Source organism: Vespertiliibacter pulmonis, assembly GCF_013377275.1.
GTDB lineage: Bacteria > Pseudomonadota > Gammaproteobacteria > Enterobacterales > Pasteurellaceae > Vespertiliibacter > Vespertiliibacter pulmonis.
This window is the reverse complement of record NZ_CP016615.1, coordinates 19957-41595: the sequence shown is the minus strand read 5'-3', so window position 1 is coordinate 41595 and position 21639 is coordinate 19957. Positions and strand designations below refer to the sequence as shown.

The following is a 21639-nucleotide window of genomic DNA, read 5'->3' as shown; positions in this document are numbered from 1 at the left end:
AGAGAAAAATGGCAGTAAAAGCAGTTTATGTTGAGTTATTAGAAGAGCAAATGTGCCCTTGTCAAAAACGTAAGTTAGAGCAAGCATTAGATAATGCAAAAGCAGAAATAGCGACATTGAACACTCAAATTGAGACATTAAATGCAACTGTTGTGGAAAAAGACAACCGCATTACTGAATTAGAAAACCAAGTAGCTAATTCAGAGCAACCTAATGAAAACCAAGTAACTAATCCAGAACAGCCTAATGAAAAGAGCGAAGGGGAAACAACACAACTACCCGATGAGCGTGTGTTTATACATGTGGATTTAGCTGATTTACCAGGTAATCTTAGACAAGGTCGGGCATTTGAACGAACTGCCACACTTAATGCCTCATCAGGTAGCCCGGGTCATTTTTACTCATTTAAGTTTGCTATCTTGAATGACCCACAGTACTTCAATTATAGTTTAGAGAGTGTTGAGAACAGCAATGATTTCCAAGATTTAGCAATGACGCCAGAGGGAGTGATAACTGGTAAAATCCGTGGTAATTCTGGTAACCATTCTTTGAACGTAATTGGTACCCCATTACAATCAGGGGAAGATATACATACTACAATAAGTGGGTGGAGTTTATCATATACTACCAATTTAGCGAGTGGGGTACAAAGCAATGAGCATGGTACGGAAATGGAGGACGAGATTACAATTGCTCCAGAGTCTTAGTATTGGCATTAAACAAAGATGGTATAAGATCAATAGGAGTAGAAAATGGCATTTGTAACGTGTGAGAAGTTTAACCGCTCTCAGGAAGAGCAGGATGATAAAATGATTTCTGCCGAAGATGGCTTACTGGATAAGTCTAGTGGAGTGGGCGGTGGAAAGCTTACTGTTGAGAAACTCAAAGAAAATTTGGCGGGTGATGTTAGAATTTCTATAGTAAAAAACTCAGGCATCAAAGGGAGTGGGACTAAGCGTGATCCGTTATCACTTAACAAAATTCGCTTAGTAGATGCGAGTGGTAAGCATGCTTTAGGGTATATAATAGGAGAATAAAATGGTAGACATTCATCAAAAAGGGGATGGCACGGAAACAACCAATAATGATGTGCCAGTCGTTGCTCCTATCAATATGGGTAAAGGGTTGAAATGGGACTCATCAACAGGTAAGTACAATCTGAATATTGACTCAAGTAACTTAAAAATTAGCACAGGCTTACATTTTACGAAAGATGAAGCATTAGCTTTGAAGTTAAGTGAGCAAAATGGTAATTTGTTACAACTACTTAACGATGGGTTGTATTACGGTACGAAAGCACCAGCTGATCTTGCAAATTTATATGTTGATGCGGTGAATGGAGTCGATCAACATCCAGACGATGTGGATGGTGCGGGTTCGGAGGCAAACCCTTTAAGAACATTCGCTTATGCTAATCGTATAGCTCAACTTGGCACTTATCGTACAATTAGACTGCATACAGAGCAAGAACATAATTGTACGCCAAGTAATTATTTCTCATTTAAGGCGGGTAAAGTTACCGTATTTCCTTATGGCCCAGCCTTTGATGAAGAATTGAAAAAGGCAGGCGGTGATAACACAATAGCCTTTAGTGCCATCACAAAAAATGGCAAGGCTCCAGTGCTACGTTTTAGCGAACTAATCATGGTTGCTGGACCTTCATTAACAAAAGAATATTCATATCCACAGTTGTCTTGTTTTAGAGTAACATCAGGTACAAATGTGCAATTCAATGGCGTGATTTTACGAAATGATTTATCCATCAATATTATGAAAAATGCTGAAGCAACGACGGATAGCCTAAAACTAGGTGAATTATCTCGTATTACCAGTGATATAGGTGGGCAGGTGCTATTCTTCCGTTGTAAGTTTGAAAGCATTGGGACGCCCACTATTGGTACTTTCTCGGATCAATCGTCCGATGTGTTTTTTAACACTGTAGATGGAGTAAAAGCCACGGTTTTAGGATTTATTAGCCCAGGTGGGGGAGAGTACAACTTACTTAATACAAATATCCAAGATAACATGCCCTGCATGCTAGTGTCTCACCCTGGTTGGGGTCAGCCAATTAATAGCTCATTATTGGTGTCATTGGCTGCCACAAACAACCCAGAAAAATTTGCAAAGCGTGTATACGGAGCAAAGATTGATAACCAAAATGGGGTTAAGATTTTACTTGCACCACGCTCTGATGTATCAGCAACATTATTTAAGTAAGGAGAAAAAATGCAATTTTTTAAATTAATGGACTATTTGAAGTCGTGGTCTGTATGGGTGTTAGCATTATTAGCGGTATTGCCCCAACTAAATGAACAGTTACAGCTTATATCACATAATGCCACAGCGACTTACACATCTGTTTTAGCCTTAATTGGATTGTTGGTACGAGCAATTAGACAGAAAAAATAGGGGGAATATGAATAATATTCAAACCCACACTCACATTCAATTCTCACCGTCTCAATCTTCCCCTAAACCTCGTTTCAACCTGGATGAACTGTTCCCAACATCAAGTAATATTGATGTACGCCAATACCCTAAACGGGTGATTGTCTGGGGGCTTGTTGGTGATGAAACGGTAACGGTACATATTGCAAGAGTACAATCATTAGGGAATCCCCATTGGACACTAACCGATGATTGTTGTCCTTGCCCGATTGAGCCGAGTATATTAGCGAATGTGCAGCATATGCCGTATAAAAAGTGTAAGCAAGCGGTTGTTTTAACTGCAAACGAGCCAGCTATTCATATTGATGATGCAGGCACTTACTATTTTGAATATCACGGCACAAATAGCGTGATTATCGATCATTATGATGATCCCGTTATACCTAAAAACCGATATTGCGACTGCGGCTTATAGTTTCAGTCGCTTTTTTTATCCATAAATATAAGGAGTAAACAATGGCAGGTTATACCCCATTAAAAGGACGTGAAGACGTTAAAAAACTTAATCAAGGTAATAACGGTGTACGTTTTACGGATTCTACGGCAAAAGTCGCAGGCATTATTAACGGTGGCGTAATGCCAGCAGCAAGCAAGGGTAGCAATCGTGGCTGTACTGGTTGTACAAAATAATGAAGCTCAGTGAATTGCCATTATGGGTGCAAATGTGTTTGCCCAATTATCCTGATGATGAATTGCGTGAACTACGTTTTGAACTCTCACAGAATGAACATCTGAAAACAGTTTTAGAACAGTTTCTACATTCACAATGGTGCTACTGGAATAGTAAAGCCAGAACAGAGTTAAATGAAGAGATGCGAAAAGAGTATCAACATTCTGCTCACACCATTGCTGAATTAACAGGGCTGATTTTTAGACCTGATAAACCACAACAGACAACGGAAAGTCTACCGTTCGTGTAGTCTTTAACGCTCATAACAAGCGGTTAGATGATGCAAATTATTGCTGATTCTAACCGTTTTTTTATCCACTCTTTAAGGAAAAGACAAATGGAACATAATAATCAACCGAAGCTAGGTGATCATCTTCCAGTACATGTGCGTGAAAAACTGATGAAAATGTATCAAAAGCAACAAGATGAAACACCTGAGTCTTCAGAAGAAAACCCGATTGATGACGTTGCAAAAAAAACGGAGATTGCCCCTGATGCTGAGCCATCAACAACGGCAAGTAATATCGATGAACAAACTGAACCACAGGACGGAGCGACCGAGCCAACTGTGCCTCATTCAGGTGAAGATAATGATGTGAAAGCGTGGAAAGGACGTCTTAGAAAAGAGCAATTAGAACGGCAAAAAATTAATGCTCGTCTTATTGAAGAAGCAGAAGCCAGAGAAAAGGCTGAAGCTAAATTGCGTGAATTGCAACAGTTGCAACAAAAGCAGGAACAAGCAACCGATCAATCAAAATCTACGATTACATCTGAAGCCCCCTCGAATTTTTCTGATGCAGAATTAGCCGAATTGCGGATACTTGATCCCGTTTTATACGCTCAGCTTACCGCACAGAAAAAGCAACCGCCTTCGGTTCATCTTCCTGTGGCAGAAGTTCCTCCGCAGACCAAAGCAGAACGTCCATCTGTAACTGAGCAAGCCCCTCAGATGTCGGAACGTGAAAAGATTTGGTATGCCGAAGTGCAACGAGAACTTCCTGAAATTCAAGGATTACTTGGCGACTCGAATTTTGTGGAGTTTGCAAAAAGCAAAACGGATTGGACTGGGGCTACGGGTTTAGATTTTATTCAACGAGCAGGGAGTCAAAAAGATGTCCGAAATATCCCAGCCATTCGAGCATTGCTTGATGAATATCAGCAATCAAAAGAACAACTGCCTGAGAAAATTACGGTTGCACCTCAAAAAGCGACAACCGTAAAAACGAAGGTAACGACCCCTAAAACAATGACCAAGAAAGATGAAGCAAAAGCTGAAATGCTGGCCCGACAAGGGAAAACAGCTGAGCTAAAAGCATTCTTGGCAACATTTAAACAATAAGGAAATTTTATGGCAAAAAACATGCGCGCTGCCGATTTAGGCGGTGCAACGGAAGGATTGTACATTCCTGAGTATGCCACAACGATTGTCATTTCTGAAATGCACAACTGTTCAGCACTCTCTCGTATTGTGAATCCTAAACATAATATTGTAGAGCTAGGGTTAAATTGCGCCCCTGTGGCCCATTACACCATTTTAGATAATATTGAAGTGGGCGATTTTACCGATGGTTCTTGGAATGGTGAAACGTGGTCGCCAGATAATCCATTCCGGAGCGGTGAAATTCGTTTATGCCACAGTGTGCCGATCAAAACCAAATTCTCTCGTGAAGAAGCGACCTTGATGTGTAACCGTTGGGAGCAATTTCAAGACGGTTATGAAACAGCCATTGGGCGAGCGTTGCGTGATTTAACCGAACGCTATGGCTTTACTGTTTTGGCTGCTTCTGCAAACCCGCTATTGCGAGGGGGACGAGCAGGGGCATTAAGTGGCAATATCAATCTAGGTGATACCGAAAATCCGCTTACCGTTGGGAAATCCACAGGCATTAGTGCAATGAGTGTATTACAAGCAATGGAACAAGCCTTACAAGAAGGTGGGGTAACCTGTGGTGGTAATGCGTTAAAAATTGTCGCAAGCCCAGCGTTTTATTCTCGTCTGCGTGCGGAACAATCCAATTTAGGTGCAGGTTGTTGCTTGCCTGATAACCCGATTGTAACGGGAATGGTTCATCCAATGTTAGGTATGGAAGTTTATTCTTCATTACATATGCCACGTTATCGCCGTCCAGATGGTAAAGTGGTGGAGTATGTGTTAATGGTCGATCCTGAAAATATTGCAGCACCAAGCCGTTTAGACTACCTTGAGTGGCAAACCGTCTTAAATGATATTTACCTTGTTGGTAATTACCGTTTTGATGTGGCTGCATTAAGTAACAAATCTATTGCCGTTGCGGCAGTGGTTGTGGAGGCATAATTATGGCGATTTATAATTTATTTCGTGGCGGTTATGCCGTTGAAATGGGGAAACCGTGTCGTGATTGCGGTATGTTAGATGACCATCAGTTACCCGTTACGGCACAGCCTGATAACCGTGTTGATGGTGCTTATGGCTACCGTGATAAAGTTGAATGGAAAAGTTTACTTCGTTTGCTTTTCCAACGTTACGCAAAAACGGTAGAGGATTTGGAAGTGGGCGATAAGTTACGTGTCTTTCTCAACCCAAATCACGCTAATGTGAAAGCCATCTTCTTTGATTTCCGTAAACCTGTTGCCGGTTTTCAGTTCGATCTCACTACCGTTAATGGTACAGATTTGAGCGGTAAAGTCCGTAAGGCGACGTATGCGGAACACGGTGGCATTGAAACAACTTCAACGGCTGAAGCATTTGACACGGCAGAAACCGCGCAAGTGGAAGAACGCACCCAATGGGTTGTTCATCCCACTGATGGCTACAATGCCAAAGTAGATGTTATTGAGTTGGAGATCAAGGCGCTGCCTCAAGACAAAACAGCGTTGAATAGCCTTGTTATGTTAATTGCTCGCCGCTTTGAGCAAGACGGCTATATGATGTAAACCATCGCCCCTGTGAATGCAGGGGCTTTTTTTATAAGGAATTTATATGCAAAAAACGACCTTTGTTTCAGCGATTAATGGGGCAAAATTTGATGTAACCAACCCGCTTACCACAAGTTTACTCTCGAAAAATGAGAAAAAAGAGATCATTCATCAAGTCAAGCCTCAAACAGGGAACGGCAAACGTGGGAAAGCAAGCCAAGCTGAGAATGAACAGGAAATTAGCTAATGAATATAAATGACTTCATTGTTCGGGTTCGGTTTGATTTCAATGATATTGATCACGACCGTATAGACGACCCACTGATTATTGATTATCTCAATGAAGGCATTGGCGAAATATTCAAATTAAACCCAAGCAAATTCCTCAAAACGATTGTAGCGAAACTAGACGATAGCGATTTACAACAGCCTTGTTGTTGTGATTTGCTTTATTCCGTTGATGCGATTACTGATGCACATGGCAATTTTATTGCGGAGCTAAAAGAAGTAGATAATTCAGCTCAAACGGCATTTGGTAAACGTAATTGTGGTAATAGAACAACCGATACACGCAGTTACAGCAAAGTGGAAAATACTGATAATCAATTTACCGTCAAACCACCAATTAGCCCAAATGAGAGTGTGTATGCTCGAATGACCTGTGCGGTTTTACCAAAAATCAACGAAAACGCACCGCTGGATAAGGCGATTGTTGAAAACTATGCCAGCCTAGTGGATTATGTCTTATACCGTCTATTTGGTGCTGAAACCGAAAGTGCGACTTCACAACAGAAATCCGCCTTTCATTATAAGCAATTTTTAGACAGTATTTTACTCAAAGAACAAGTGCGACAAGCCTTTATTCGTCAAGGTTCAGCGAGTGTGAAAGGAGCGAAAAAATGAGTTGTGGTTGTCTAAAGCCCAAATGTGGCACTCAGCCAGCTAATCAATTTTGGTGTGAGAATGAAGGGCGAGATGTAGAATTTGTTTCACTGACAGAATTTCTACCTCGCATCACCTTAATTGCAAAAGGCGTGTCAGATGATATTGCATTGGAATATATTCGCCAAGCTTGCCAAACATTGGCTCGAGATGCGTTGTTGTTACAGCGAGAGTTATATCTTGATATACAAGCACAGGTGAGGGATTACTATTTAACGCAGGGTGATTTTGAGCAGGTACATTATGTGAGTGATATTCATCTCAGAAAAGAGAAGAAAACTTGTTTTGCACCCCATAAGAGATTAGGTCGCATTGAGTGCCGAGATTTTGTCTTTGAGCCTAATGATAAAATTATTCTCACTAAAACGCCTAAAAGTGATGCAGAAAATCAGCTCTTTGTGCGTTATTTTGCGATACCGACACAGACCGCTTGTGAAGTGGATAAACTATTATTTGATCGCTATCACGATGTGATTGTCAATGGGGCATTATCTTATCTCCTGTTAATGCGACAATATCAATTTGCTGACCCACAAATGGCAATGATCTACGAACAACGTTTCAAGCAGGGTATTGCTCAAGCCAAAATTGATGTGGCAAAACAGTTTGAAACAACAACACAAACGCTAAATCATTGGGGGAGAATTTGAGATGGCTAAATGTAAAGTGATCGAAAAATGTTGCCAGTGTCAATGCAATCAAACACAAGCGGTCGGTTTAGCGGATAAATTAGCCCATTATCGCCCACCAGACCGAATTATTGAACGAAATATCGTAGAGCTTGCAACACGTTGTGAGACGTGCGATTGTCAAACAAGGGAGGCAGAAGATGCCCGAGAAGAACCCTGATATCTATGCCCAAATTTGGGCTTTTTTTATTTCTAAATTACCGAAAGATTATTCATTGACCTGTGCGGTCGTGATTACTTTCTTTGTCTCTTTCCTACGCTCATTTCTGTATGACCCGAAAGATACCGTGAAAAGAGTCTTCGCTGAAGCTTGTTTGTGCAGTGTGATCGTCTATTCGGCAGATCCAGCTTTGCAATATTTAGGGTTTGAAAAGCCCCTTATTATACCCGTCGGCACGGTGATTGGGTTATTTGGGACAAGTGCTGTACGCCAAGCCATTTTCAAGTACTTAAAATCAAGGAGGAAATGATGACCTACCAATTTAGCCAATCAAGTAAAGATAAATTACGGGGGGTACACCCTGATTTAGTCAAGGTTGTCAGCCTTGCGCTGTCCATCAGTGAAGTCGATTTTAAAGTGATTGAGGGTTTGCGAACGAAAGAGCGACAAGCCTATCTGTTTAAAATCCACGCCACAAAAACAATGCAAAGCCGACATTTAACAGGACATGCTATTGATATTGTTCCCTTGCCTGTGGATTGGAATAATTTAGCCGCATTTGGCAAGGTTGCAAAAGCAATGTTCAAAGCAAGTGAACAGCTAAAAATCCCTATTCGTTGGGGCGGTGATTGGAATCGTAATGGGCGTTCTGATGATGAGAAATTCTATGACGGCCCGCATTTTGAATTACTCAAAGCGATTTATCCGTAGTGTAAATGTTGAATTTAAAACCCCGATCAGAAATGGTTGGATTTTTATACTTAAAGGAGCGTTATGCCTTCACTTAAGATTACCAAGTTCGGTGGATTAGCCCCTCGTTATCAACCGCAGAATTTACATCAAGTAATGGCACAAGTGGCAGAAGATGTTGATTTATCTCGAGGGACACTACGACCGTGGCGAACGGATAAGAAAGTCAGTAATAAAACAGGTCAATCCATTTTTGTCGATCACTGCTGTTACCTTGCGAGTGAAAACTGTCGTGCTTCTTTTTCTCGTATAGATACCGATTGCCGTTTTATTATTGCCAGCGGCATAAAAAATTACCCCGTTATTCAGAAAAAAGACAACGCCTGCAATGATGAATGGCAAAGGTTAGGTTTTCCGATTGAACTGCCTGCCCCAAATGCACAATTTTTAGGGACATTGAGTAACGATTTCAACCAAGAATTACGCCAATATATTTATACACTGGTTGATGAATTGGGGTTTGAATCTGCCCCGAGCTTACCGAGTGAACCTATGTATGTGCATAACGATCAAGCGGTTGTTTTAAGTGGGTTACCTGCAAATTTTCCGACTTATGCGATAAGCAAAGTCAGAGTATATTGTGCGGTAACGACACTCGATTATGGTGAGCAAATCAAAGATCAAAATGCCGAAGCTCCTTTTTTGTTGGTTGATGAACTTGATTTTGGTACAACGAGTTATGTTCATCAACCCCATACAATTTATGGTGAAGAGTGTTTAACGGAAGAATATGAGCCTCCATCAGATGAGATAACCGATCTTCAATATTGTGGAAATGGACAAATCGGTGGGCTAGTTCGCAATGAATTATGGCTTTCTGAACCGTTGAAACCACACGCTTTCCCAGAAGCCTATCGATATGGACGTTTTAATGGTAAGCCCATTCGATTTTTATGTAGTGAACGAGCAGGCTATATTCTTACCGATGAATATCCTGCGGTTATTGAAATGGAAAGTCCGTGCCAATCTCAGGGCTGTCGCAGTATTTCTATATTGGAAGAGCCACACCCGATTATTTCATATCAATCTGCTTGCCTTTACAGCGGTGCGTGTTTTTATGCAACCAAAGATGGCATTGTGATGTTGGCAGGTAATCAATCTAAAGTAATTACAACAGCCCTTTATACCCAAGACCAGTGGCAATCCCTTGCCCCTTGGACAATGCTTGGCGTGGTTCACGATGGCTATTATTTTGGATTTACTGAAACAGGCAGTATCCGTTTTAAAGTCCCAGACACTATTCACGAGGAAGTACAAATTGAAAGTCTTACAACCTTATCAATTAAGCCTATGGCTATTTATCGCAGTGATCAAGACAACCTTTATTTCGCCACCCAAGACGGTATTTACCAATGGAATGCAGGCGAAACGTGGAAACAATTCAAATGGGTAGGTAGGCTTAATACTTTACCTGGTTATACAGCAATGACGGCTTACAAGCTGGTGCAAGATTTTGCAAATACCCAAGTGAAACACACCGCTTACAAACGTCATCGTAATGAACTGGTTCGAGAACCTGTGATTTTAGGGGACAAAACGGTTATAGATAGCCGACCACATCGCTTAAAAGCGGGCTATTCCACTTTGCAATTTGATGTAGAAATATCGGGTACAGGCGAAGTATTGGAATACCATACTGCAACGTCTATTGCTGAATTAGGAGTTGAATAATGATTAAGAAAATTCATGTTATTCCACTGAATGATTATCGTGATCATATTGAGAGTGAGCAATGCTGGTGTAAGCCAATAGAGATAGATGGGGTAGTTGTTCATAATGCAATGGATCAACGTGAAGCATATGAAACAGGAAAATTGAAATATCACTAAGGAAAATGATGAATTACCAAACAGAACATATTGAAAACGTTGCTCAATCGCAAACCTTACTGGCGGAGTTATTTACCTATGTCGGTGAAAATTTTGAGCTTGATGCTCAACTGAGAACAGATTGGCAACATTTCTTCCAAATCTGGGCGGGTCAATCGCCATATACCAAGCTCAAAGTATTCACTGCCAGAGAGAATGAAAAAATTCAAGGTTGTGTAATGGCATTGGTCATTGATAACCCACTATTTGTTACGAAGCCCTTTATTCAACGGTTTATTGATTTAACCAATAATGATAAAGCCTTTAATGATTATGTGAATGTAGTATTAGCGAGTATTTGAAGAAAATGCTATAATTATATAGCAATTTATAGGACCTAATATATGAAAAATCTTAAAATAAGCTGTGTACTAGCGGTTATTTGTTTTAGTTTTTTTGCGTCAACGGCAATGTCAAAACCTATTAAAACCTTTGATCAAGCGATTGAAAAAGTAATGCAGTCAGTTGTGAAAAATAAACTTACCTATTTACCCTTATCGTGTTTATCCTTTATAGCAAGTGATGAAAATGCTCAGTCTTATAGTGTAGATGTGTTAGAAAAGCATAATGCTAAATGTGGCGGCGATCCTACTGTTGCCCCGAGATTGATGAGCTATGAAGTCAATAAAAAAGCAGGAACGTTATGTACAGACAGCATTGAATGGGCAAAGCATTTAAATGCAACAGACCCTTACGATTTTTCGTGTAGAGCGATTAAATAAGAGTACGAATGTAAGTAAAAACGAAGAGTTAAACTAGGATTATCCTATTAAAATAAAATGATTATATTAAGCCTGTTGGAAACAACGGGCTTTTTTATTGGAGTAAATATGGCAAATAGACAACTGGTTGAAGAGTATTTGCAACACCCTAATATGAGACATTTCCTAGATGTGCTTGCTTTTACTGAAGGTACTCAAAAGCATGGTTACCATACTACATTTGGTGGTGGGAGAATTGATGATTTATCTCAGCATCCAAATAAAATTTGGGGGAGAACGGGAGATGGTGCGACAACAGCCACGGGGCGTTACCAATTTTTAGGCAGTACATGGAATGAACAAGCAAAGAAATTAGGATTAAAGGATTTTTCTGGTCCTAGTCAAGATTTGGCGGCGGTTTCTTTAATTGCTGATCGAGGGGCAGCGAAAGATATTATCAATGGTGATATTAATTCAGCACTAAAAAAACTCAGTTCAACATGGGCTAGCCTTCCTTATAACAACAGCCCACATCAATCTCAAAGAAAATTGAGTGAAGTAATGAACTATTGGAATAATTTAAAAAATGGGAAAGAGCAGGGTTTAGTTATGGTTGAGGGGAATGCCAATGGTCAGCCCCGTGAAGAAGTGAGTATGGGGCAGCCGACAACACCATCTGATTATGGCTTTACTCCCCCCGTTAATATGCAAAATACAACACCATCAAAAACCGAAAATGGGACTGATTTTGCCGGGTTTAACCAACTGAATAATATCATAAATGATTTTGTTGAGCCACAACCTCCAAAAGTAGATTATCGCCAACAGTTCCAGCAACAGCTGGCAAGTGCATTTGGCATAGAGCCTAAAGCCAGTAATGGAATACCTGATTACATAGGGGATTTAGTCCGTAGTATTTATGATGAAACCGCATAGGAGCAACAATGGCAATTTCAGATATTACAAAAATGATGGCAATGTATAATCCACCATCAGATTTCGATAAAGACGGTTGGAAAAAAGCCTTTGATATTTCAAACGCCTTTGCTGACACGTCAGAAAAGCACCGAGCGAATCGTGAAAATTTGGCAACGTCTGATTGGCGAGTGCAAAATATGAATAATGGTTATCAAACAGGCATTGAGAAAAACAACCTCAGTATTGCGGAGCTACAACGGCAATATGGCAACGCCTTAGCGACTGACCCGAGTGCAATTCAAGCGACGATAGCAAAGAATAATCATGCGGTAACAGGCTATGATATGGGGCGAGATAGTTTACAAGGTCAGCAAGAATACATACAGCTCAAACAAAAATATGCATTTAATGCAGATGGTTCCCCCCGAACCGAACCAGAAATGTACCAAGCAATGGTAGCAGATGGTGTTACACCACAAAGTCCTTATGCGGTTTCAAATTTTTGGCAAGCGAGTAATCAAGCTAGAGGTAATAAACAAGCCTTGTTAGATAAGCTTTTACAAGGTGCAGAAGAAGTTGTTATCGATCCCGCAACAGGGGAAAGAAAAAGAACGGGGAGAATTAGTCAAGATATGTTACAGCATGGATTAAATAATTACATTGCCACAGGTCTTTTAACCAAAGGCGATGCCGAGCAACTGACTAACCAGTTATTCCCTTTTTCGCCTACCCATTCTCTTTTACCTGCGGGATTAAGTATTGGAGGCGGATTGGCTCCACAATTAGAGAAACTAAATCACGCTCAGCCAACTCAAGTTGTACCTTATGCTGAAGGGTTCTCGCCACCAGATCAAGCTATTCCTTATAAGTGGGGATATTCACCAATCGCACATTCTCATACCCCAATTAAAGCGACACCAGAAGAAGAATATGCTGCAACGGTGGAAAATCTTCGTAATTGGGAAAATGGTGGTGCAAATAAATTCTGGAATGATTGGAGAGAAGAAATAGATCAAAACAATGCAGCAAGGCGTGAAGCACTTCAAAGAGCTATAGAAAATTCAAGAAAAATTCCAAATGGTGCTTATCCGATATTTTTACAACGGTGAAAACAATCAATATTAATGAAACCGCACATTGAGTAATCAGGTGCGGTTTTTTTATTTCCTAAGTAACAGGTAGCTATTATGCAAAATGTCGTTCAATTAGATCCGCAAGTATTAAAACAACTTCAACAACAATTTGTCAGACCCAAAGATGAATTTACAGGCACTTGGTCGCCTGAACAGCTTGCACAATTACAAAAAGCCTATGGTGGTGGATATGCGGAACCTAAACCTCTTTCTGCTCAACAACGTGAAGCAAATTTAGAAGCATTTAATACAAATTTACAGCAACAGGGGCAGGCAATTGGAGAGGCTTTTGCCCAGAACACAAAAGACCAACCAATTGAGCATCAATATCAAGCGTATCAACACGCCAAAGAGGCATTAAAAAATAATTATGCTCACTTATCGGAAGATCAACAACAAATGCTACTCAGCGCATTTGATGAGCAAGCTGATGTATTTAAAAAAGCAGACAAAGAGGCGGGATTTTTTGCTAGAACAGGAGATGCATTAAGCTATATTCCAACCACTGCAACTAAATTAGGCGAGCAATTTACGGGATTATTTAGTCCAGATGGTGAGGTACGCCAATGGTTGCATAATGCCACAGAAGCGGTAGAAGATTGGCGTAGTGATGAATCGAAGTTACGTCAATTTATTGCGGCACGAAAAATGGCGGAAGCAAAAGCTAATGGCGAATCTGGTTTTACTCAGTTTTTTGCAAATGCAGCAGAAAACCCATTAGAAACCGTAGGGCAATTTGCAGAAAGTGCTTTACCAACAGTGGTGGCAACAGGGGCGGGCGTTGCTGCTGCGCCTATTACTGGTGGTGCGAGTTTGGCTTTACCATTTCTAGTAGGTGGGGTACAAGGTGCAGGTGAAACTCGTAATAATATTTACGACCATATTATGGCAATGCCAGAAGAACAATTATCCCAAAATCCACAATATCAGGCGTTATTAGCCAAAGGGTTATCTCCTGCTCACGCTAGAACTGAATTGGCTAGCTCATTCATTGAACACGGCGGAGAAGTTTTGGCAACGGGAGTAAGCAGTGCAGTTTTGAGTGGTGTGGGTGGATTAGGTCGCATTGGACAAGTTGGCAAAGGAATGTTGGGTTCAACGGCTGGTAAGTTTGTTTCTGAGGCAGTTACTGAGCCAGCTGATGAAGTTTTTCAACAGTTTATGGGTAATAAAGCCATTCATGACATTGATCCAACCCATTCTTTAACTGATGGTTTGGGTGAGGCTGCCGCAGGTGGTTTGCTGTTCGGTGTGGCAGGAGGTGGTGTTGCGGCGGCGGATTCCGCTTACCGGACCTCTCAGCAACAGGCAAAGCAATCCGAAGCCTCAGATGACACAATAGATGAAGTTATTTCTTCTACGAAGACATCGGAACAAGCTAATCAACCCAACCAAACAACAAACACCGTACAGGAGCAAGCATTAGAAAAAGTCTTATCCAGTGTTGAAGATGAAACCTTACGCAATGACTATTTTGATGAGCTGAAACAAGATATTGCAGATGGGCTATTGGAAAAACGTGTTGCAGAAGGCGGAGAGTACGGAAAACTGGCTCAAGCCTATTTAAATTCAGTTTCTGAATTTTTAGACACAGTCCAACCAAACACGGTGCAACAAGAAAACCAATCTGAACAAGAGTTTCAGACTGAGCCTACGACACAAAATAGCATTGATGAAGAACGTTTTTCGCAATACAGCAATGAAGTCAATCAACTATTAGACGGTTATCAACAGGGGCAATTGTCCGATACAGACGTATCGAATAGATATCACGATATTGCACAACGTTTCCCAGATCATCATACGCTAGCGGCAGAACATTATCGCCGTCAGCAAGAAGATGAACAGCAACAAGCGCTTTATTCACGTTCACCGATGAAATCCGTTGAAGCAAATATTGCTCGTGGTCGAGAAGCAATGGTAAAAGCGATTTTAGACAAAGCTGATGTTAAGCGTGGAATGTACAATAACGAGTTCGGCTGGGTGGACTTTGTCTGGGGTGATGATGGATTAACAAAACCACGCAATAAAAGAGGTGAGCCTGTTGGTAAAGGTATTTCACATATTATTGAAGCTCGTATGCGTAAGAATAATATGAGTGAACCTGAAGTAGTCGAGATGCTAACTAATGATATTGTGGAAACAATCGCAAAAGGGACGGTAGTTAATGAAAACCCACAATCTAAACTAGAATTAGATTACCTATCACCAAAAAATGGAAGAGTTTATCGGGCAACACTTGTACGGAATAAAGGTAACAATGCTTGGGTTTTAACTGCATTTGATAATAGTGCGAAGTATGTGAATGAAGGTGCGATCAGAAAGGGGAAAGACAAGTCTAATCCTACTACTATCGACCCTACACTCACCCGTGTCGATAGAGGAGCTTCATTCTCGGCTTCTGGTTCAGAACAGCTCGCTAATAATAATGGCTTGTCGAATAACACCGCCGTTGAACTCGGGCGACCGATAAATATTAGCCAACTGAACGATACGCACGCTCACTCACAAAGAGGCAGGGGCGTGGTTGCAGAGAACGGGCCAAATTTAACCGATTCTCAGAACGCCGTCAATAACAAAAGCCAAATTATCCAAGACCAACAAGCCCTATCACGGATTTTAGGGGAAGAAACAGCGAGCCATATCGAAGTGGTTGATCGCAATACCGTTAAACCGCCTAAAGGTGAGTCGGTTGAAAGTTTAGCGAGCAAAAATGTTGAAGGTTGGTTTGATGTAGGAACACAGAAGCTGTATTTATACAGCGATAATATTACTGCAACAGAGAATATGACCCGTGAAGAACGGCTTGCTTGGGTAGCGTGGCACGAGTTGGCACACGCAGGTATGCGTGTCAAACTAGGCTATTCTTTCCATAATATCTTAAAGGGAGCAAGTGAGCACGTTGTGGTTAAAGTCATTGCCCGTAAGATTAGAGATAAATTCGGGTATGATGAAGAAGTTGCCGTAGAAGAAGCAATGGCAGAACTGTATGCGGCGTATGAAACGGGGAGATGGGACGAATTAGGCAAGCGCTATAACACAAGTGTTCATCGATATTGGCATAAGAGTGTTGGTGATTGGCTGATTAAACTCGCAAATTACTTCCGCCGTATTATGGGAGCGATTGTGGGTAAAGATTTCACTCAAACAATGACGACCCGTGAAGTTTTTGACACCTTGCGAGGTATCAAAGAAGGCGTTAATGCACTTGGCAAGAAATCAGTGAATCAGACCGCTAACCAGTAGTCAATAAATGAAAACACAAGTGAAGATACCCGTTATAGTCTAAACGAAGATCCAAATTCTGAGTTTGCTCAGGCAATTGATACAGTTAATCAGGGCGGAAATGTTGCTGGTTATGTTAATGTAGGTACAACGCCTGATGTATTAAAAATGCTGGGGTTGCCAGATGTGAATGTAACTATTCACGGTTCAACCTTTAAAAAAGTAATGCAGGATAAACATAATGTAACGGCAGAAACATTGAAGCAATTACCTAGCCAAATCAACGATCCTGTTGCCGTGATGAAGTCTATAACTCACGATAAAAGTTATATTGTTTTAACTGAATTAGTAGAGCAAGAGAATGGTTGGAATAAGCCAATTATTGCAGCACTACACCTAAAACAAGATAAAAATGGATTAGAGTTAGTCAATATTGCGAGTGTTTATGGACGCAGTAAATCTCAAATTCAAAAAGGATTGAATGATGATTTGCTTTATTGGAATGATAAAAAAGGGACTGATTTTGCGAATACCTTTGGGCTTCAATTGCCCGCATATGCATCACTAAAACAGTCCACTGGTAGTGATATTAAAACAGAAGCCGACTTACGTCAATACCAATCTGATAACTCAGCTAATGTAAATCAGCGTGGAGAGCATACTTTTGCTGAAGCTATACCAAGACGTACAGCAAATAGTTTTGATGAGGTAAGAAATATTGTTTCTGAATTATTAGGTGAGCCCTTGGTAAATCAAAAAACAGGAATGATTGCAACTCTGTCTAAACGTTCTTTAGATAAATTATTAAGTGGTAAAGCAACAGGAAAATCAACTAACGTACACGATCACTTAATGGCAGTGGCGAATATCGATCAGCTTTTTGAAAATGCGGTACAAGGTTGGGTTGAACCACATAAAAATAATGATCCAAATATTGCAGGTGTACATAGAATGTTTGCACCATTAAATATTGATGGAGAAGTTAAATTAGCGAAGCTTACGATTAAGGCGATGAATTTTGATCAAGGTAATAAGATTTATTCAGTTGAAACTATTGAAGTTGAAAATGAAAACGGCATTTTGGGTAACTTGGAAGCCACAGCTAATCAAGATGATAAACTGACTTCCCCACAAAATGCCGATGTTGATAGTCTAGTACAACGCATCAAAGATTTCAATGACAGGAGTAGAAATATTACTCAAAATTCAGCCAACGAAATCCGCTATTCTCGTCAATCCGTTGAAGATTTAGCGGCAACGGGGAAAGCGAAAGATGATCACACGAGTTTATTCCAAGATTTAATTTCTCGAGATGTTACTCGATTGACGGAAAGATGGGGTAAGGCAACGGCGAAATTAGATGAAATCTTTGCAGACTCATTGCGGCCTATTTCTGATTGGATAGACAACTTGCCAGCCTTGGAAGAGAACGGTAAAGCGCTTATCAAGGGAAGAATGTATCGTGCGAAGAACTTGAGAGATGTGGCCCGTTCTGAACTGGAAGCTAAATTTATGCAACCTTTACAAAAAGAGTTGAGTGAATTAGCGAAAAAATATCAGAAAGACCCGTTAAGTACCAAGCGTATTGTCGGGTTTTGGGCATCATTACGTTATTCGGTGATCCGAAACCAACGGTTATTAGAGACGGATAAAAAAGCCGTTGATGACGCTCAATTAGCACTGGAAGAGGCACAACAAAGTGGTAAGCAATCTGCAATTGATAAGGCGGCTCGTGCGTATCGTGCAGCAGAAAGGCAGTACCGCTATCGTCAGGAAGATGTGAATAGCACTCAATTTGGCAAAGGGGCGGAAGATGTACCGTTTAAAGTAGGGACAGCAGGCGGCTGGTCTATTCCAGAAGCACAGGCATATATGGCAGGATTGGAAAAACATATTGCGAAAGCTGATATGGAAAAAGTGTTAGCTAATCTCTATGCGATGCAAAAATATATGCTACTGCTTGACTCAAAAAGTGGACGTTACACGCCCGAACAAATTAAGGAATATATGGCTGACCAATATTATGTTCCTTTAACGGGCGATCCAAATATGAGTGAGGACACGGGCTTTATCGGGGGCGTGGGTTCTCGTTCACTCAACATTTCTCGAGACAAAGCGTTAAAAGGACGAACCGCGTCAGAAGCAGAAGATGCGTTTGATGCCGTATGGAAAGCGGTCGGTAAAACAACGACGTTTTATGGCTGGCAACCGTTTAAGCAATCGTTATTTGATAGCTATAATGCGAGAGTGGACGAACTCACCGAAAAAGGAATGGCAGAAAAGTCAGCGAAAGAACAGGCGAGTGCTGAGTTAGGTATATCTGTTCAAAAGCTGATGGGATTAACACGTCCTAATGATAATGTGCTTATTCACAAAGATTTAGGTGAGTATTATGAAATTCATCTACCGGATAATGTTGTGAAGAATCTTAAAGAGGACAACGTAGAAGTGGCTAATCGTTGGACGACTTGGGTTTCAAAACCAACGAGAATGATGGCCCGAGGGGTAACGCAACTGACCTACGATTTTGCCCCGAAAAATATGTTTAGGGATACGTGGGATAAGTCCGATTTAATTCGAGATCAAAAAATCTATGATAAAAACGGTAAAGCATTATCGCAAGCAGCCAAAAACAAAATTGGACGGGCGGTGTGGTTTAATGCGTTAAACCCTAATAAAGGGATTTGGAAAGCCACCAATAAATTTGCACGAGGTCAATCGCTGGATATCAATTCAGACAATGAGGCTGAACGAGCAATGGCACAATTAGTGCAATATGGTGGCTTATCCTCCTTCACCCAAATGATTGCTAAAACGGAAGAAGATTTTATCCAGCAGGTTCGCAGAAAAGGCACAGCCAAAGGTGTTTTTGTTGAACAGTTGGCAGGTTATGTTGAGGCATACAATGGCACGTTTGATTATGTTTCTTCTTTAGCGACCTTTAAAGCATTAGTGGATAATAATGTCGATCCTGAACAAGCGGCGAGTTTAACCTTAGATTTGTCAAACTTCAGAAAAACAGGGACAGCAACGAAAAGTCTGAAAGGATTTTTTATGTTCTTACAACCAAAAATGATGGGAGCTTCTGTCTTATTAAAGAGTTTGAATACCCCGAGCGGTAAACTGCGTTTTGCAAGGCAAGTTACGGCAAGTATGCTGATTTACAATGCACTGGCTCTAGCATTTGCCTCAATGTTTGGTGATGATGAAGCAGGTAATAAATTGGATATGCTGGGTGATATTACAGGCTTTATTCCGATTCCAATCCCTTGGGCAGATGAAAACAGTGAACATAAATTCTGGAAATTACCGCTTGGATTTGGTTCAGCCCAATTAGCGTGGAATATGGCCGTGAATGTGAGCCGTGCAGCTCGTGGTTCAATTTCAGCAACGGATGCCAGTGTGAATGTTGTAACAAACTTCGGTAAGGTCTTTGCTCCTGTATCGCCTTCGGATATTTCGGCATCAAAAGACCCCGTCGCAAAATTGGTACTCACGCTTACCCCAAGTATTGCCTTGCCTGTTATACAACTTGGTTTTAATCGAGATGCGTTCGGACGTCCAATTCATACTACCTTTGAACGTGGCGAGAAAATCAAAGCAGAACAGGGCAAAGCGAACACGGCAGATGCGTGGGAACATATTGCCTTATCGTTGTATGATATGACGGGGGGCGTGATCGATATGTACCCAGAGTCGGTTAAGCATTTAATCAATGGCTATGCGTTGCCGTTAGGCTCATTTAGAGAAGCCACTAATATTCTGATTGAAAACCCGAATCGAGAAAAGTTAGGGAAAACACAGAGACCAGTGCTATTACGTTCTTTGGTCGGTAATGTGAATGAATTTGCTGTTCAAACCACATTCTATGAAGCGATGGAAGAAGCACAAGCTACGCATAAAGCCTATACACGCTTCAAAGAAACAGGGCAATTATCAGACTGGGTTACGCCTGAGAAAATGCAAGAAGTCCGTTTTTATGAATTAGCCCAAAAAAGAACAGGTGAATTACGTTCGCTTAAGGCAAAACGTACAAAGGCACTCAATAAAGGCACACTTTCACAAGATGCCTACGACAAATGGATTAGAGAGGTCTATGTTCCACATACCGATAAAGTCCAACGAGCCTTTGTGAATAAATGGCGAAGAGAACACGGCTTGGATACCACACTCCAATCAGGCACGCCGAAGTTGTAAAATAACAGACCGCACTTTTGGGTGCGGTTTGCTACTTAGTTCAAATTATGTAACAATAAAGGCTTGTGATAGGGGGAAATTATGTCTTCATTAGGATTAGTCAGTTCAGCCATAGCGTCTGCTGTTGCTATTGCACAACCTATTAACTCAAACACTGTTGCACAATATGAAAGTATTCGTCATATTCTTACTACGGAAGAACTAGCCTCAGATGTTGATATTACGGAATTAACTAGCCGTGTATTTATGGCAGAAAGAGCCTTATTTGCCTTGTATCAACTTGCCTCTCGTTATAATGAAATTTTTAAACGATCTCAACATATAGAATGGATGAGTATGTTTAAAGACTCGGCGACATTATTATTTCAGAGCAAGCCGTATGCGGAAGAGAAAAGCGAGCTATCAGAAATATTAGCGGCATTTGAATCTACATTAAATAAAATTACTTATTTATTTAAAGCCTGCGAATATCAAAAACGAGCCGAAGATGTTTTAAATGGCAGATTGTACACAGGTAATCCAGATACAGGTCTAGTTTTTGATGGGAGATTTTCTCGTGAGGAAAAACGTAAGCAACTCTTAGCAAACAGGAGAGTATAATGAAAGTTATACTTTCTCCGCAATTTCAATCAGGTGAGTTAGATGAGGAATATTTTAGGGATCTGCCCTATTTTGATGACCCTCAAATTGAGATGTTGCTTGATTTTATTGAATGCGTGGAGAAAGACTTACCGTTGAAAGGTAAAAATAAAACCTCTTGGCAAGATAATAAGGGTAATGAAATTCCTGATGCAGCGTGGTATAAAATTCATCACTGTTGGCATTACCATTCTGGGCCATATAGAGCTAATAACCACGCTATATATACTTGCCATTTAGAGTGGAATATTAAAGGCTTAACTTCATCTGCGGTTATTCATTATCAAAAATTAAGTGATGATGAGATCTATATTTTGGCTTATTCACCAAAGCATATTCCATTTCCTGATGTAGATATACAAACTAATCCAATGCGAGATAGAGTTTAAGACCACACCAACCGC

General features: G+C 40.8%; 26 protein-coding genes. All 26 read left to right on the top strand.

Annotated features, from left to right (window positions below):
* The first annotated feature begins 8 nt into the window (after nucleotides 1–8).
* On the top strand, nucleotides 9–707 hold the full coding sequence (locus tag A6B43_RS00280) for a hypothetical protein (protein WP_124210605.1): 699 nt from the start codon (nucleotides 9–11) through the stop codon (nucleotides 705–707).
* 45 nt (nucleotides 708–752) lie between these two features.
* Nucleotides 753–1037, top strand: a complete 285-nt coding sequence (locus A6B43_RS00275) for a hypothetical protein (protein ID WP_124210604.1) — start codon at nucleotides 753–755, stop codon at nucleotides 1035–1037.
* A 1-nt stretch (nucleotide 1038) separates the two neighbouring features.
* The gene (locus A6B43_RS00270) at nucleotides 1039–2217 is read left to right on the top strand and encodes a hypothetical protein (RefSeq protein WP_124210603.1); all 1179 of its coding nucleotides are present in this window, start codon (nucleotides 1039–1041) and stop codon (nucleotides 2215–2217) included.
* A 9-nt stretch (nucleotides 2218–2226) separates the two neighbouring features.
* On the top strand, nucleotides 2227–2409 hold the full coding sequence (locus A6B43_RS00265) for a hypothetical protein (RefSeq protein WP_124210602.1): 183 nt from the start codon (nucleotides 2227–2229) through the stop codon (nucleotides 2407–2409).
* Nucleotides 2410–2416: 7 nt separating this feature from the next.
* Nucleotides 2417–2863: a hypothetical protein gene (locus A6B43_RS00260; RefSeq protein WP_124210601.1), complete on the top strand. Its 447-nt coding sequence runs from the start codon at nucleotides 2417–2419 to the stop codon at nucleotides 2861–2863.
* Nucleotides 2864–2904: 41 nt separating this feature from the next.
* Nucleotides 2905–3078 (top strand): hypothetical protein, encoded by a 174-nt coding sequence (locus A6B43_RS00255; protein ID WP_170152421.1) that lies wholly within the window; start codon nucleotides 2905–2907, stop codon nucleotides 3076–3078.
* Complete coding sequence (locus A6B43_RS00250; RefSeq protein WP_124210600.1) at nucleotides 3078–3368, top strand: hypothetical protein; 291 nt, start codon at nucleotides 3078–3080, stop codon at nucleotides 3366–3368. The genes A6B43_RS00255 and A6B43_RS00250 overlap by 1 nt, the downstream gene beginning before the upstream one ends.
* Nucleotides 3369–3455: 87 nt before the next feature.
* Nucleotides 3456–4457 (top strand): hypothetical protein, encoded by a 1002-nt coding sequence (locus A6B43_RS00245; protein WP_124210599.1) that lies wholly within the window; start codon nucleotides 3456–3458, stop codon nucleotides 4455–4457.
* Between the two features lie 9 nt (nucleotides 4458–4466).
* Entirely contained in the window at nucleotides 4467–5432 is a 966-nt protein-coding gene (locus tag A6B43_RS00240; RefSeq protein ID WP_124210598.1) for a hypothetical protein, read from the top strand.
* Between the two features lie 2 nt (nucleotides 5433–5434).
* Nucleotides 5435–6031, top strand: a complete 597-nt coding sequence (locus tag A6B43_RS00235; RefSeq protein ID WP_124210597.1) for a hypothetical protein — start codon at nucleotides 5435–5437, stop codon at nucleotides 6029–6031.
* 46 nt (nucleotides 6032–6077) lie between these two features.
* Nucleotides 6078–6260 (top strand): hypothetical protein, encoded by a 183-nt coding sequence (locus A6B43_RS00230; protein WP_124210596.1) that lies wholly within the window; start codon nucleotides 6078–6080, stop codon nucleotides 6258–6260.
* The gene (locus A6B43_RS00225) at nucleotides 6260–6916 is read left to right on the top strand and encodes a phage adaptor protein (protein ID WP_124210595.1); all 657 of its coding nucleotides are present in this window, start codon (nucleotides 6260–6262) and stop codon (nucleotides 6914–6916) included. The genes A6B43_RS00230 and A6B43_RS00225 overlap by 1 nt, the downstream gene beginning before the upstream one ends.
* Nucleotides 6913–7605 (top strand): phage adaptor protein, encoded by a 693-nt coding sequence (locus A6B43_RS00220; RefSeq protein WP_124210594.1) that lies wholly within the window; start codon nucleotides 6913–6915, stop codon nucleotides 7603–7605. The genes A6B43_RS00225 and A6B43_RS00220 overlap by 4 nt, the downstream gene beginning before the upstream one ends.
* 1 nt (nucleotide 7606) lies before the next feature.
* A complete protein-coding gene (locus A6B43_RS00215; protein ID WP_124210593.1) occupies nucleotides 7607–7804 on the top strand; it encodes a hypothetical protein in 198 nt (65 codons plus the stop codon).
* The gene (locus tag A6B43_RS00210) at nucleotides 7785–8114 is read left to right on the top strand and encodes a phage holin, lambda family (protein WP_124210592.1); all 330 of its coding nucleotides are present in this window, start codon (nucleotides 7785–7787) and stop codon (nucleotides 8112–8114) included. Before A6B43_RS00215 ends, A6B43_RS00210 begins: the two co-directional genes overlap by 20 nt.
* Nucleotides 8111–8515 carry a M15 family metallopeptidase gene (locus A6B43_RS00205; RefSeq protein WP_124210591.1) on the top strand — a complete coding sequence of 135 codons (405 nt, stop codon included), beginning with the start codon at nucleotides 8111–8113 and terminating at the stop codon, nucleotides 8513–8515. Before A6B43_RS00210 ends, A6B43_RS00205 begins: the two co-directional genes overlap by 4 nt.
* 63 nt (nucleotides 8516–8578) lie before the next feature.
* A complete protein-coding gene (locus tag A6B43_RS00200; RefSeq protein ID WP_124210590.1) occupies nucleotides 8579–10225 on the top strand; it encodes a hypothetical protein in 1647 nt (548 codons plus the stop codon).
* Nucleotides 10225–10383 carry a hypothetical protein gene (locus tag A6B43_RS00195; protein WP_170152420.1) on the top strand — a complete coding sequence of 53 codons (159 nt, stop codon included), beginning with the start codon at nucleotides 10225–10227 and terminating at the stop codon, nucleotides 10381–10383. Before A6B43_RS00200 ends, A6B43_RS00195 begins: the two co-directional genes overlap by 1 nt.
* 5 nt (nucleotides 10384–10388) lie before the next feature.
* Nucleotides 10389–10724: a hypothetical protein gene (locus A6B43_RS00190; protein WP_124210589.1), complete on the top strand. Its 336-nt coding sequence runs from the start codon at nucleotides 10389–10391 to the stop codon at nucleotides 10722–10724.
* 42 nt (nucleotides 10725–10766) lie between these two features.
* Nucleotides 10767–11144 carry a hypothetical protein gene (locus A6B43_RS00185; protein ID WP_124210588.1) on the top strand — a complete coding sequence of 126 codons (378 nt, stop codon included), beginning with the start codon at nucleotides 10767–10769 and terminating at the stop codon, nucleotides 11142–11144.
* 108 nt (nucleotides 11145–11252) lie between these two features.
* Nucleotides 11253–12059 carry a glycoside hydrolase family 24 protein gene (locus A6B43_RS00180; protein ID WP_170152419.1) on the top strand — a complete coding sequence of 269 codons (807 nt, stop codon included), beginning with the start codon at nucleotides 11253–11255 and terminating at the stop codon, nucleotides 12057–12059.
* Nucleotides 12060–12067: 8 nt separating this feature from the next.
* A complete protein-coding gene (locus tag A6B43_RS00175) occupies nucleotides 12068–13150 on the top strand; it encodes a hypothetical protein (RefSeq protein WP_124210586.1) in 1083 nt (360 codons plus the stop codon).
* Nucleotides 13151–13228: 78 nt separating this feature from the next.
* Entirely contained in the window at nucleotides 13229–16420 is a 3192-nt protein-coding gene (locus A6B43_RS00170) for a putative barnase/colicin E5 family endoribonuclease (RefSeq protein ID WP_124210585.1), read from the top strand.
* A 147-nt stretch (nucleotides 16421–16567) separates the two neighbouring features.
* Nucleotides 16568–20596, top strand: a complete 4029-nt coding sequence (locus tag A6B43_RS00165; protein WP_124210584.1) for a MuF-C-terminal domain-containing protein — start codon at nucleotides 16568–16570, stop codon at nucleotides 20594–20596.
* Between the two features lie 81 nt (nucleotides 20597–20677).
* Nucleotides 20678–21196, top strand: coding sequence for a hypothetical protein (locus tag A6B43_RS00160; RefSeq protein WP_124210583.1), 519 nt, complete (start codon nucleotides 20678–20680; stop codon nucleotides 21194–21196).
* Entirely contained in the window at nucleotides 21196–21624 is a 429-nt protein-coding gene (locus tag A6B43_RS00155; RefSeq protein ID WP_124210582.1) for a hypothetical protein, read from the top strand. The genes A6B43_RS00160 and A6B43_RS00155 overlap by 1 nt, the downstream gene beginning before the upstream one ends.
* Nucleotides 21625–21639: the final 15 nt, after the last annotated feature.

What these genes read in the sequence shown, in the direction of transcription:
- A6B43_RS00175 (WP_124210586.1), top strand. Translation starts at nt 12,068, where the DNA reads ATGGCAATTTCAGATATTACAAAAATGATGGCAATGTATAATCCACCA.
- A6B43_RS00195 (WP_170152420.1), top strand. Translation starts at nt 10,225, where the DNA reads ATGATTAAGAAAATTCATGTTATTCCACTGAATGATTATCGTGATCAT.
- A6B43_RS00235 (WP_124210597.1), top strand. Translation starts at nt 5,435, where the DNA reads ATGGCGATTTATAATTTATTTCGTGGCGGTTATGCCGTTGAAATGGGG.
- A6B43_RS00275 (WP_124210604.1), top strand. Translation starts at nt 753, where the DNA reads ATGGCATTTGTAACGTGTGAGAAGTTTAACCGCTCTCAGGAAGAGCAG.
- A6B43_RS00170 (WP_124210585.1), top strand. Translation starts at nt 13,229, where the DNA reads ATGCAAAATGTCGTTCAATTAGATCCGCAAGTATTAAAACAACTTCAA.
- A6B43_RS00200 (WP_124210590.1), top strand. Translation starts at nt 8,579, where the DNA reads ATGCCTTCACTTAAGATTACCAAGTTCGGTGGATTAGCCCCTCGTTAT.
- A6B43_RS00185 (WP_124210588.1), top strand. Translation starts at nt 10,767, where the DNA reads ATGAAAAATCTTAAAATAAGCTGTGTACTAGCGGTTATTTGTTTTAGT.
- A6B43_RS00240 (WP_124210598.1), top strand. Translation starts at nt 4,467, where the DNA reads ATGGCAAAAAACATGCGCGCTGCCGATTTAGGCGGTGCAACGGAAGGA.
- A6B43_RS00215 (WP_124210593.1), top strand. Translation starts at nt 7,607, where the DNA reads ATGGCTAAATGTAAAGTGATCGAAAAATGTTGCCAGTGTCAATGCAAT.
- A6B43_RS00190 (WP_124210589.1), top strand. Translation starts at nt 10,389, where the DNA reads ATGATGAATTACCAAACAGAACATATTGAAAACGTTGCTCAATCGCAA.
- A6B43_RS00220 (WP_124210594.1), top strand. Translation starts at nt 6,913, where the DNA reads ATGAGTTGTGGTTGTCTAAAGCCCAAATGTGGCACTCAGCCAGCTAAT.
- A6B43_RS00165 (WP_124210584.1), top strand. Translation starts at nt 16,568, where the DNA reads ATGCTGGGGTTGCCAGATGTGAATGTAACTATTCACGGTTCAACCTTT.
- A6B43_RS00250 (WP_124210600.1), top strand. Translation starts at nt 3,078, where the DNA reads ATGAAGCTCAGTGAATTGCCATTATGGGTGCAAATGTGTTTGCCCAAT.
- A6B43_RS00280 (WP_124210605.1), top strand. Translation starts at nt 9, where the DNA reads ATGGCAGTAAAAGCAGTTTATGTTGAGTTATTAGAAGAGCAAATGTGC.
- A6B43_RS00225 (WP_124210595.1), top strand. Translation starts at nt 6,260, where the DNA reads ATGAATATAAATGACTTCATTGTTCGGGTTCGGTTTGATTTCAATGAT.
- A6B43_RS00160 (WP_124210583.1), top strand. Translation starts at nt 20,678, where the DNA reads ATGTCTTCATTAGGATTAGTCAGTTCAGCCATAGCGTCTGCTGTTGCT.
- A6B43_RS00230 (WP_124210596.1), top strand. Translation starts at nt 6,078, where the DNA reads ATGCAAAAAACGACCTTTGTTTCAGCGATTAATGGGGCAAAATTTGAT.
- A6B43_RS00265 (WP_124210602.1), top strand. Translation starts at nt 2,227, where the DNA reads ATGCAATTTTTTAAATTAATGGACTATTTGAAGTCGTGGTCTGTATGG.
- A6B43_RS00155 (WP_124210582.1), top strand. Translation starts at nt 21,196, where the DNA reads ATGAAAGTTATACTTTCTCCGCAATTTCAATCAGGTGAGTTAGATGAG.
- A6B43_RS00255 (WP_170152421.1), top strand. Translation starts at nt 2,905, where the DNA reads ATGGCAGGTTATACCCCATTAAAAGGACGTGAAGACGTTAAAAAACTT.
- A6B43_RS00245 (WP_124210599.1), top strand. Translation starts at nt 3,456, where the DNA reads ATGGAACATAATAATCAACCGAAGCTAGGTGATCATCTTCCAGTACAT.
- A6B43_RS00210 (WP_124210592.1), top strand. Translation starts at nt 7,785, where the DNA reads ATGCCCGAGAAGAACCCTGATATCTATGCCCAAATTTGGGCTTTTTTT.
- A6B43_RS00180 (WP_170152419.1), top strand. Translation starts at nt 11,253, where the DNA reads ATGGCAAATAGACAACTGGTTGAAGAGTATTTGCAACACCCTAATATG.
- A6B43_RS00270 (WP_124210603.1), top strand. Translation starts at nt 1,039, where the DNA reads ATGGTAGACATTCATCAAAAAGGGGATGGCACGGAAACAACCAATAAT.
- A6B43_RS00260 (WP_124210601.1), top strand. Translation starts at nt 2,417, where the DNA reads ATGAATAATATTCAAACCCACACTCACATTCAATTCTCACCGTCTCAA.
- A6B43_RS00205 (WP_124210591.1), top strand. Translation starts at nt 8,111, where the DNA reads ATGATGACCTACCAATTTAGCCAATCAAGTAAAGATAAATTACGGGGG.